Source organism: Acinetobacter sp. Ver3, assembly GCF_000632455.1.
In the GTDB taxonomy this organism is placed as follows: Bacteria; Pseudomonadota; Gammaproteobacteria; order Pseudomonadales; family Moraxellaceae; genus Acinetobacter.
The window spans coordinates 1-11,165 of the sequence record NZ_JFYL01000080.1 but is presented as its reverse complement, the minus strand read 5'-3'; the positions used below and the strand labels follow the sequence as shown (position 1 = coordinate 11,165).

13 protein-coding genes are annotated in these 11,165 nt (G+C 39.2%); 7 read left to right on the top strand and 6 right to left on the bottom strand.

What is annotated here, in order from left to right:
- The coding region (locus CL42_RS17435; RefSeq protein ID WP_212771605.1) for a hypothetical protein at nucleotides 1-200 on the top strand (200 nt) is incomplete at its 5' end.
- A gap of 258 nt (nucleotides 201-458) precedes the next feature.
- On the opposite strand, the gene rpsI is transcribed toward CL42_RS17435, so the two are convergent.
- Nucleotides 459-845, bottom strand: coding sequence for a 30S ribosomal protein S9 (gene rpsI, locus CL42_RS14275; protein WP_035270019.1), 387 nt, complete (start codon nucleotides 843-845; stop codon nucleotides 459-461).
- A 12-nt stretch (nucleotides 846-857) separates the two neighbouring features.
- Complete coding sequence (rplM, locus tag CL42_RS14270; RefSeq protein WP_035270016.1) at nucleotides 858-1,286, bottom strand: 50S ribosomal protein L13; 429 nt, start codon at nucleotides 1,284-1,286, stop codon at nucleotides 858-860.
- Nucleotides 1,287-1,497: 211 nt separating this feature from the next.
- Here rplM and CL42_RS14265 point away from each other — a divergent pair, with 211 nt between their 5' ends.
- The 4 genes from CL42_RS14265 to CL42_RS14250 all read left to right on the top strand — a co-directional run bounded on the left by CL42_RS14265 (nucleotide 1,498) and on the right by CL42_RS14250 (nucleotide 4,701).
- Nucleotides 1,498-1,920 (top strand): hypothetical protein, encoded by a 423-nt coding sequence (locus CL42_RS14265; RefSeq protein ID WP_035270015.1) that lies wholly within the window; start codon nucleotides 1,498-1,500, stop codon nucleotides 1,918-1,920.
- Nucleotides 1,921-2,025: 105 nt separating this feature from the next.
- Nucleotides 2,026-3,006 (top strand): 4-hydroxythreonine-4-phosphate dehydrogenase PdxA, encoded by a 981-nt coding sequence (pdxA, locus tag CL42_RS14260; protein ID WP_228133293.1) that lies wholly within the window; start codon nucleotides 2,026-2,028, stop codon nucleotides 3,004-3,006.
- Nucleotides 3,007-3,036: 30 nt separating this feature from the next.
- The gene (gene rsmA, locus CL42_RS14255; RefSeq protein ID WP_035270009.1) at nucleotides 3,037-3,849 is read left to right on the top strand and encodes a 16S rRNA (adenine(1518)-N(6)/adenine(1519)-N(6))-dimethyltransferase RsmA; all 813 of its coding nucleotides are present in this window, start codon (nucleotides 3,037-3,039) and stop codon (nucleotides 3,847-3,849) included.
- The gene (locus CL42_RS14250; RefSeq protein ID WP_035270008.1) at nucleotides 3,850-4,701 is read left to right on the top strand and encodes a symmetrical bis(5'-nucleosyl)-tetraphosphatase; all 852 of its coding nucleotides are present in this window, start codon (nucleotides 3,850-3,852) and stop codon (nucleotides 4,699-4,701) included.
- A 75-nt stretch (nucleotides 4,702-4,776) separates the two neighbouring features.
- On the opposite strand, the gene CL42_RS14245 is transcribed toward CL42_RS14250, so the two are convergent.
- The 3 genes from CL42_RS14245 to hflX are packed head-to-tail and all read right to left on the bottom strand — an operon-like array spanning nucleotide 4,777 to nucleotide 7,209.
- Nucleotides 4,777-5,454 carry an LrgB family protein gene (locus tag CL42_RS14245; protein WP_035270007.1) on the bottom strand — a complete coding sequence of 226 codons (678 nt, stop codon included), beginning with the start codon at nucleotides 5,452-5,454 and terminating at the stop codon, nucleotides 4,777-4,779.
- 9 nt (nucleotides 5,455-5,463) lie between these two features.
- A complete protein-coding gene (locus CL42_RS14240; protein ID WP_035270025.1) occupies nucleotides 5,464-5,835 on the bottom strand; it encodes a hypothetical protein in 372 nt (123 codons plus the stop codon).
- 42 nt (nucleotides 5,836-5,877) lie between these two features.
- Nucleotides 5,878-7,209, bottom strand: coding sequence for a ribosome rescue GTPase HflX (hflX, locus tag CL42_RS14235; RefSeq protein ID WP_035270005.1), 1,332 nt, complete (start codon nucleotides 7,207-7,209; stop codon nucleotides 5,878-5,880).
- Between the two features lie 378 nt (nucleotides 7,210-7,587).
- On the opposite strand from hflX, the gene CL42_RS14230 reads away from it, so the two are divergent.
- Entirely contained in the window at nucleotides 7,588-8,382 is a 795-nt protein-coding gene (locus CL42_RS14230) for a lysophospholipid acyltransferase family protein (protein ID WP_035270002.1), read from the top strand.
- A 39-nt stretch (nucleotides 8,383-8,421) separates the two neighbouring features.
- On the opposite strand, the gene CL42_RS14225 is transcribed toward CL42_RS14230, so the two are convergent.
- Nucleotides 8,422-9,984: a phospholipase D family protein gene (locus CL42_RS14225; RefSeq protein ID WP_228133294.1), complete on the bottom strand. Its 1,563-nt coding sequence runs from the start codon at nucleotides 9,982-9,984 to the stop codon at nucleotides 8,422-8,424.
- A 171-nt stretch (nucleotides 9,985-10,155) separates the two neighbouring features.
- Between CL42_RS14225 and CL42_RS14220 the strand changes: the two genes are divergently transcribed.
- Nucleotides 10,156-11,165 (top strand): metallophosphoesterase (locus CL42_RS14220; RefSeq protein ID WP_035270000.1); only part of this gene is annotated, 1,010 nt, incomplete at its 3' end.

The window sequence follows — 11,165 nt, the reverse complement described above, 5'->3', positions numbered from 1 at the left end:
TGTTTTCATATGAAGACATTAATCTTTGTATGGGTCCATCACAAACATGCTTACCCGTATTGGATTGCCAACACACGGCTAAAGCATCTATCGATTGTGAGTTATTTGCTTGTGCAATATTGGATGTACCTAATATTGTAGCGGCTACGGCGAATGATAAACATATTTCCCTATTTAACATTTTTATCCCTTTAATTTAAAAAACTGCATGAAAGTATTTTTTAATAAAGTTGTAAAAAGTTAACAATCCTCAAATTGGGATAGATGATTAAGCATATATTTGTTTAAGTCAGTCAAAATAGAGCAATAAAAACTAGCGTCTTTTTATTGATATCAGAGTTTAATATTCATTTTAAAGTATCGTGTACGACTGATTTTCATGAGTAAGGGAAAATATAAAGATGAAAAAAAACCTTGGCATAAGCCAAGGTTTTTTTGTTCCGAATTCGGAAAACAAATTAACGTTTAGAGAATTGTGGACGTTTACGAGCTTTACGTAAACCAAGTTTCTTACGTTCAACTTCACGAGCATCACGAGTAACGAAACCAGCTTGACGAAGAGCAGGTTTTAAAGTTTCGTCAGCAGCGATCAATGCACGAGTAATACCGTGACGGATTGCGCCAGCTTGACCACCGATACCACCACCAGCAACAGTGATGTAAAGGTCATATTTCTCAGTAGCATCTAAAAGCTCAAGTGGTTGACGTACAACCATACGAGCAGTTTCACGACCGAAGTATTGTTCTAAAGAACGGTTGTTAATAACGAGTTTACCAGTACCAGCAGATAGGAAAACACGTGCAGTTGCGGTCTTACGGCGACCTGTACCATAGTTAGTAGCCATGTGCTGTATCCCTTAGATGTCCAAAACTTGTGGCTGTTGAGCTGTGTGAGGATGCTCAGCACCAGCATACACTTTCATTTTCTTGATCATAGCATAACCAAGAGGACCTTTTGGCAACATGCCTTTTACAGCGCGTTGGAAGATTTCTTCTGGCTTGTGAGCAACTAATTTTTCAAAGTTAGTTTCACGGATACCACCAGGGAAACCAGTGTGGCGATAGTATTTCTTATCAAGTGACTTGTTACCAGTTACTTGAACTTGCTCAGCATTGATAATTACGATGTAATCACCAGTGTCAACGTGAGGAGTATAAGAAGTTTTGTGCTTACCGCGTAAACGACGTGCGATTTCAGTCGCAAGACGACCTAAAGTTTTGCCAGAAGCATCAACAACGTACCAGTCGTGTTGAACTTCAGCTGGCTTAGCGCTGAGAGTTTTCATTAACCACTACCTATTATAGTTGGTTTGGACGGTGGAATCTGTCCAAACAAAAAGGAGAGCGAATTCTAGCGGAAAAACACTAGAACCACAATCAAAATATTAAGATTTCGAGGGGCATATTCTATTTAATTTAGATTGAAAAGTATAGCGGTTTATTTAATCAATTTCTTTTAGAATGAGGAAATAATCATAATAATAGCTCGGAGTTTTGATGAGTTCACAAAATAATAATGATCGTTTCTCTCATTCTGTTCATCATTCAGATTTATCTTCACGCCATGATCAAATTAAAGTGAGTAAAGTGACGAAATTTTTGACCGGATTTTTATTTATTTTTCTCGGAATATATTTAGCGTTAGGCGTGGTGTTTGGCGCTATTTATGGAATCGATGTTTTGAGTGTCATTCTTATATATTCAATGTATGCACATTTTATGATTTTCCCTTGGTTTATTTATTCAATCGGTGGCTTTGGTTTCTTGTGCATTAAAGACTCAGCGTTTTATTCAGTGCGTTCAACGATTGGACGGATTCTTTTGTTAGGTTTGTTCCTCGTTATCGTGATTGTATGTGTATCCGAGATGGCTCATGCAATTGGTCTATTAGATGCAAGATTTCGTATGGATTGGCGCTAAAAGACTCAAAAGAACGATTAAAAAATCAGAGGGCTAAGATTTTACCATTTTGGGATTGTTGAACATCGCACATTCGATCTGTATTAAAATAATAAAAATCCTTGAATGATGATCGTTATGCTTCCTTTGTATGTCACCAGCGGTGAGCCTGCTGGAATTGGTCCTGATATCTGTTTAAGCCTTGCGCAACGTCTGGATGAGCGTCCACTCGTCGTGCTTGCTGATATACAAATGCTCAAGCAACGTGCAGAAATACTTCATCTTGAAGTTGAAGTGATTGAGTATCAAGGGCAACAAACATCGTCAAAAGTGGGTCAGCTTTATGTGGAACATATTCCTTTAAATGAAAGAGTAGTACTGGGTGAGTTAAATGCTCAAAATGCGAGTTATGTCTTAGAGCAACTCCGCCGTTCTGCAGATTATGCGATGTCAGGTAAAAGCGTTGGCGTGGCGACAGCACCTGTACAAAAGTCAGTGATTAATGAGGCAGGTATTCATTTCAGTGGTCACACTGAGTTTTACCAAGAGTTTGCTGGTGTGTTACGCGTGGTCATGATGCTGGCAACCAAAACCTTACGTGTTGCACTTGCAACCACGCACTTACCCCTTCGTGCGGTTGCGGATGCGATTACAGCTGAGCGCTTGCATCAGGTCATCGACATTCTGATTCATGATTTAAAATCAAAATTTAAAATCGAATCTCCCAAAATTTTGGTGTGCGGTTTAAATCCTCATGCAGGTGAAGATGGTTATTTAGGAGTGGAGGAGATCGAAGTGATTAATCCTGTACTTGAACGCTATCGTGCGCAAGGGATAGACATGAGTTTATGTCTGCCTGCAGATACCTTATTTACACCAGAAAATTTAAAAGATGCCGATGCAGTTTTAGCCATGTATCACGATCAGGGATTACCTGTGTTAAAATCGCAAGGATTTGGTGAAGCCATTAATATTACTTTGGGCTTGCCGTTTATTCGCACCTCTGTCGATCATGGCACAGCACTCTCCCTCGCAGGTACTGGACTTGCGAAAAGCTCGAGCTTACAGGTGGCTGTGGACTTAGCGCTCGATTTAGCGCGTCAGTGATCTTGTCTTAATTACACGTTGGAAATCTTTATGTATCAGATTAATGCCTTAAACCCGAAAGATGAAGGGCATCACACGCGTAAGCGTTTTGGTCAAAACTTCTTACATGACCAACGTGTCATTGCCAAAATTGTGCGTTCGGTGAACCCGCGTACTGGTGACAATATTGTTGAAATTGGTCCAGGTCTTGCTGCTTTAACATCGCCTTTAATTGGTGAATGTGATGCTTTGACTGTCATTGAATTAGACCGTGATTTAGCAGCTGGATTACCCGGTCGTGTACCGCATCCTGAACGTTTAACTATTGTGGAAACTGATGCCTTACGCTACGATTTCACTGAACTGTTTGATGGTCGTCCGTTGCGTGTTGTCGGTAACTTACCTTATAACATTTCTACACCTTTGTTATTTCATCTCTTAGAGTTTGGTGACAAAGTCAAAGACATGCACTTCATGTTGCAAAAAGAAGTGGTCGATCGTATTACGGCATCACCAAATACCAAAGAATATGGTCGTTTATCAGTCATGATTCAGTACTACTGTAAACCGACATTCTTGTTTGAAGTGCCACCTGGTTCGTTCAATCCACCACCCAAAGTAACTTCTGCGGTATTTCGCTTAGAGCCGTATGATGTAAAACCAATAGTGGCGAAGAATGAAAAAGCCTTGGCACGTTTAGTCTCCCATGTATTTACACAACGCCGTAAGACACTTCGCAACAGTTTAAAAGGCATGTTGCAAGAGGAAGGATTTGAAAAAGCTGGTGTTGATCCAATGGCGCGTCCGGAAACATTAACACTTGCTCAATTTGTTGCACTTGCAGATCAAATGGTAGATGCATAAATGGCTGGTGAAAACATTCGATATAATTACGTGATTGGTGATGTTCAGGGCTGTTTTGAAGCTTTGAAAATGTTACTCAAGGAAATCAAATTTGATCCTGATCAGGATTTTTTATGGTTTGCGGGTGATTTAGTCGCACGTGGTGAGAACTCGATTGGCGCTTTGCGTTTTATCAAGAAACTGGTCGATCGTGGCGTTGCTGCGACAGTCTTGGGTAATCATGATCTGACATTGTTAGCGGGCGCAAGGGGCATTAAAGAGATTAAAGAGAAAGACAATACTCGTGATGTGATTGATGCGATTGACAGTGATGATTTAATTGACTGGTTACGCAAACAACCCTTATGTTTATGTCCAAATGAAAATATTGTCATTACACATGCGGGTATTCCACATATTTGGACAGTAGAGCAAGTGAAACAGTTTGCTCAAGAGGTTGAAACGGTTATTGCGCATGATGATTTTGATGTTCTGGATACATTTTTGAAAGAAATGTATGGTAAAGAACCTACATTATGGTCAGATGATTTAACAGGATATGAGCGCTTACGATGTATCGTGAATTATCTAACCCGTATGCGTTTGACTGATCCAGAGGGTCGACTTGAATTTAGTTTTAAAGATGCTTTAGATGAGCCGATGCCAGCTGGCTATCAGCCATGGTTTGAATATGAGTCAAAAGCTGCTCAAACTCATCAAGTCATTTTTGGACATTGGGCTGCCTTACAGGGCAAAACAATATCTGCGCATATTCAGAGTGTTGACGGTGGTTGTGTCTGGGGCAATCAATTAATGGCGTATCGTCTTGAAGATCAGCAAATGTTTGCTGTTGATAATCCTATGTTTGCATAGAATCTACTTTTGGTCGTTTTCGTCTAATAAAAAAGCCACTCATCAGTGGCTTTTTTATTTTCAGTTGTGGGTATATCAAGAGGTCGCTTTTAAAAAGTGAATAAAAGTAGGGAGCCAAACGGCTGTAAACGTTGCATTTACCGCCATACCAAATGCAGCATAACGACCAGCTACACTGCCTCGTTGCCAAGCTTGAGCTGTCCCAATCGCATGGGCTGCTAAACCGAGTGCTAAGCCTGAGGCACGCTCATCATTAATATGACGTAGTATGAGTGGTGAAAAAGCTGCGCCAATCACGCCAGATAAAATAACGATTAAAATCGCTAAGCTAATTGGTGCATGGAGTAAGGTCGCAATATTAATTGCGATTGGTGTTGTCACTGCACGTGTAGCGAAAGCCATAATGGTCGAATCTGCCATATGCAGTAGATACGCTAAGCCCATAGGCAATGCGACAGCACTGACACTAGCAAACACTAATATTCCTAAAATGCCTTTTAGTGGTAAATCGTCATAACGCATCGCTGCAAGTGGGATCGCGAGAGCCACTGTGACGTATCCTAATAAATGATCAAAAATCGGATTGACATCTTTCATGTAGTGATCATAAGGAATACCAATAATCAGTAAGATGACGATCACAAAGAACATCCCGAATACAATTACAGGAATCTGTGGTACGACACGGTTACAGGGTTTTGAAATTAAATAGGCGAATAACGTAATAGCAAAGCCGATTAAAATTGCGAGCATATTTCTCTCCTATAACCAGCGTTTTGCCATTTTGGCGTAAACCCAAAGTGGAATAAGTGTACTTAACGTGAGTACGAGTAAAAAAAGAGGAATTTCTTTACCCATATGAACCAACATAACCAATGCCCCAGCACTAATTGGTAAAAATGCGAAAGCACTTTCTTTCATGATTTTATTATTTACATCGACAACTCTGATTGGAAGAGTGCCAAATCTACGCCAAGCAAACAGTACAAGTAGTAAGGAAAGCAACCCGACAAGATTGCCCAGTTCGGGATGACTCAATTGAGTCATGAGCCAAACTGAACCTTCTCGGAAGCCAATAATAAGCACTATGGTGCCAATCCATGCTGGCCAATCTATCGTTTTCATCCACTGCATCATGATTATACTTTTAACATTATTTATCACGTTTTAACTGATTTATGATTTGATTTCAAACTCTTCTAAAGGTCTTTTAAATTGTTGCGCCTTATCACCAAGAATTTGATCAATTGGTAAATGTGCTTGTTTTATAAGTTGCTCTAATTTATGTGGCGCAATTTGAATATTTAAAATCAAATGACCTAGATCATCATAATGTTCAGACTGAATCACATTTAATTCATACAGTTGATTGCGTAATTTGCCATATTCAGGTCTGAGTGTGAGTTCAAATTGTTGTATTTGCCCCATTAAACACTCTTGAACGGCTTGTCGCAGTAAATCTAAACCTTGACTTGAGTGTGCTGAAACATAGACTCGATCAGGCAAATTGGGAGAAGCATAAATGATTTTAGGTTCTTCTCCCGTTTGATCAATTTTGTTGTATACGCGTAGTATTGGCACTTGAGCCCCAATTTCTTTTAAGACTTTTTCAACAGCATCAATTTGCTCAAGCTTTTCTGGACTATTTGAATCGATAACATGTAAAAGCAAAGTCGCCTCAAGTGTTTCTTCAAGGGTTGCTTTGAATGACTCTACTAACGAGTGTGCAAGATTGCGAACGAATCCCACTGTGTCAGCCAAGACCAATGTTCCAATGCCATCCCAATTTAATCTTCTTAAAGTTGGGTCAAGAGTTGCGAACAATTGATCTGCTGCATACACATCACTTTCAGCAAGAATATTAAATAGGGTGGATTTTCCTGCGTTGGTATAACCGACTAGAGACACTGTTGGAATAGACGCTTTTTGACGCGCTGCACGACCTTGAATTCGTGTTTGGCGGACTTTTTCAAGTTTGTCTTTGAGCTGGGTTATGCGGTGACGAAGTAAACGACGATCTGTTTCTAATTGTGTTTCACCTGGACCACGTAAACCAATACCACCTTTTTGGCCATCTAAGCCCATGCGACCACCCACTAAACGTGAAGCGAGATGGTCTAACTGAGCCAATTCAACTTGTAGTTTACCTTCATGTGTGCGTGCGCGTTGTGCAAAAATATCTAAGATCAGGCGAGTACGATCGATGACACGACATTGAATAACACGCTCGAGATTACGTTCTTGAGATGGTGTGAGGGAATGATCGAAAATGACAATATCAGCTTCTACCGCTGCAACAAATTCGGCGATTTCTTCAGCTTTGCCCGAACCAATAAAAAATTTAGGGTCAGGTTTAATACGTTGAGCTTGTATATGTTCAAGAATCTCTGCACCAGCAGATTTGGCCAATAAACGAAATTCTTCTTGATCAAGATCTTCTAATATTTGGACATTAACACTCACCAAGACCGCACGTTCATTTGCTTGATTTTGTCCAGTAACTTCCACTCAGCTAATACTCCACATCAAAACTCTAGTGTAGAGGAAATTGAACAATTGAGGGAAATAGATTTAAATTAACCTAAAGCAGTTTTGAACATAAGTATAAACGCCAGCATAAATAAAAAGACGCCACCGACAATTGATGCCAATGAGAAGAGTGCCGACCAGATGGGAATGACTTGATTTGATGGTGATTGAGTTGTAGTTTGCATAATTTTTAAATCTATAAATTCGATTTAAAAATTATATTTTATTGGGTATTTGAATTGAAATTGAATTTTCAAATCTATGTATACGGTTTTTATAATCAATGCATCTCTGGTGAGCTCAGTATAGAATGGAGCTATAGTGGATAACGCCTGTTATTATTTAGTGAAATAATTTATGACAACATTAAAGCCTAAAAAACTCAATTTATTTTCAAAAACAGCGCTATATAGCCAAAAAATCATCTCAGGTACTGCTGCTGTCACTGAAGGGTTTTATTTAATTTTTAGGCATCAAATGTATAAAAATCCGAATAATCCAAACAATACTCGCTATGTACAACATTTTTGCCGTCGCTTATGCAAAGTTTTTAATATCGATTTACAAGTACATGGCAACATTCCTCGTGAACCCGCATTATGGGTGAGCAATCATATCTCTTGGTTAGATATTCCTGTATTAGGTTCGAGTGCGCGTGTATTTTTCTTAGCAAAAGCAGAAATTGAAAATTGGCCGATTTTTGGGAAACTTGCCAAGGGTGGTGGAACACTGTTCATTAACCGAGGTTCAGGAGATTCGGTCCGTATTAAAGAGCAAATCACAGAATTTTTGAAGCAAAATATTCCTGTCTTATTTTTTCCAGAAGCAACCACGACTGATGGAACTAAAGTCAAAAAAGTGCATGGAAGACTTTTAGCTGCAGCTATCGAGGCTCAAAAACCAGTGCAAGTTTGTTTAATCTGTTATGTCAATCAAGAGGGGGATTTAGATCATGTTGCTCCCTTTATTGGAAATATTGGATTTACAGCGCATCTCAAAGCAGTATTGGAAATGCCTCAAGTCGTTGCACATTTAACAGCTTTGCCCACGATTGATGTTACTGGACATACAGTTGAAAGCTTAACGAGAGAAGTGCAACTCAGAATGCAGGAAGGATTGGAAGTATTACATCAAAAAGTACTCAAAGCTTAATCAGTAGAAGCAAAGCAGGGATCATGATGATCCCTGCTTTTACATGAATCCTTCGATTGGCAACCACGAGATAACTTTCAAGCTTGCTTTTTGCCACCATTTCATTTTTGGTTCTTTGGTATAGATTTTAATACCTTCAGGTGTCGCTTGTTTCCAATTAATATTATTTTGTGAATCTAGAACTAATTTATAGGCATATTTTTTTAGGTTCTGATCCATGGTTTTATGCACAGCTTGCGCTAGGGGCTGGCTGTTTAAAATGACGCCTATTTCAGTATTTAAATTGGCTGAACGTGGATCAAAATTAAATGATCCGATAAATACTTGCTTATCATCCAAAGCCATCATTTTTGCATGCAGGCTTGAGCGACTCAGCCCTTTAAGGCTCACTTTGGACTGCTTAGAAATTTCAATATTATTTTTATTTTGGAATTCTTCTGGCAAAGCAGGGAGGAACTCATATAACTCTACGCCGTTTTGCAGTAAATCCTGACGATATTTCGCATAAAATGCATGAACAAGCGCAACATCATTGGCTTTAAAAGAGTTGGTCAGTACGCGAACTTTAACGCCATCTTGTGCGATCGCACTTAAGCGTTGCTCACCCTTGCGTTCAGGAACGAAGTAAGCGGAAATGATATCGACACTTTTTTCTGGTTTCTCTAAGCGTTCAACCAGTTGAAAGTTGAGATGTTCTTCTTTCTTAGCTTTCGCTTTGATTTTTTCAGGAGAATCTTTGATGACTTCTGCTTTCACCCAATCCAGCTTAATTTCTTGATTGAGCCAACGATCAAAATCATGAGATTCACGAGTAATTTCAACATAACTACGTACAGCACCATCATCAAAGTGCTCTTGCAGTTGCTGTTTTAAACCTTCATAGCGCAATGTATATTGTTGATGATTGACAATATTTTTAACTGGATAGGCATATTCATGATTCCAGTACTCATCAAATGAGTGTGTAATATCACTTACTGCATGACCGACAAGCATGACATCAACATCTGAAAATTGATATCGGTCACTGACATTGTAGTATTGATTACTCATATTTCGGCCGCCAATCAGGGTAATTTGATTGTCAGCTGTAAACGTTTTGTTGTGCATCCGTCGATTGATACGTTTCAGATCCAAAATCATATCAACGGGTCTAAGGCGTCGGAATTTATAAGGATTGAATAACTTTACGTCAATGTTTTGATGTTGATCCAGCGCGAGATAAATACTTTCCATCGTCTTAGCGTTATTGTCATCCATTAACAATCTGACTTTTACACCACGATCAGCAGCTTGAATGATTTTATAAAGAGCCAATGCACCTACACGGTCGTTATCCCAAATGTAATATTGAAGGTCGAGTGTTTTCTCAGCTTTCTCAATTAATTGAAAACGTGCAGCTATCGCTTCGATTGGATCATATAAAACATGAAAACCTGTTAATTCAGGATTCTTAATTTTCAAAGGTTCGACAATTTGCGCCAATGAAGTGTCATGAGTGTCGATGTCATACGCATATTGAGGTGCAACAGCTTGTTGAATGGGTAAAGTTGAGCATGCGGGTAAAGCAAGAATCAAACATGAACTCATGATGAAGCGCATTTTAAAAGATGTTTTCTTTTGGCGATTCAATTGTTGAGATTGATTCTTTTCCATGTGATTTGCTTGCATAATCTATTCTTTGAACTCAATGTGCTAAAGTATAAAGAGCACCATTTAAAAGATAAATGAACCACTCAGATTATTCGTCTGATTTAATGAAAGAGATTGAATATGTGGACAACAAATAACATCCTTGCTGCGTTCTATATTATTTTCTCGCTCTTCGCTATTTGGGGAGTCACGCAAGCATGGATGAGCCAATCTCGAACTGAAACCATACATCCATTTAAAGCCTTTGTTCATCTCTTGGCATTTTATCTTTCGTATTTACTTGTTCCGTTGTGGTTTTTTAGTATTTTTGCTACTTGGCAAGGTATATTTTCATTGCATGAAGGTGTGTTTATTTTCTTGTTGAGCAGTGTATTGATTTATGCACGTTTCATTGAGCCACATCGTGTAGTAGTGAATAACCTGAGTTACAAGTTAAGTTCGGCGCAACCCTTTAAACATCCGATTAAAGTGGCATTAATTGCAGACTTACATATTGGATTGTTTTCTGGGCATGAAAGACAACTGAAAATTATCGTGAATAAGATTAATCAAGCTCAACCAGATTTAGTGGTTGTGGCAGGTGATTGGACCTATGAACCAGAAAATAAGCTGGCAGAAGAGCTCCGAGTATTAAGAGAAATTCAAGCGCCTGTCTATTCTGTGAATGGTAATCATGATGAGCAATATCCAGGTCCACCGATTCAGGCATTATTAAAAGATGCGCTAGCTTCAAATCAGGTGATGGATATTGAAGGTAAGATTGTTGAGTTTGATGAGTTTAGATTGATTGGTGTGGGGGATTTGTGGGCAGGTAAGGCTGACATGCGGGATATGCCTGATTTACCACAAGATAAGCCGTGGTTAATTCTGTCACATAATCCGGATACGGTGGATATGGTGCCAAAATTGCCAACTCATCCGTTGATGTTGTCAGGGCATACTCATGGGGGACAAGTGGAGCTTCCGTGGTTGACAGATTACATCATGAAAAAAGTGTCTATCTTGGGTCATAAACGTGGTTTATATAAGCATGAACATGCCAATGTTTATGTGTCCGTAGGTACTGGTATGGTAGGTGTCCCATTCAGATTCAGAGTACCACCGATGATTGATATCATTGAGCTCAGCTA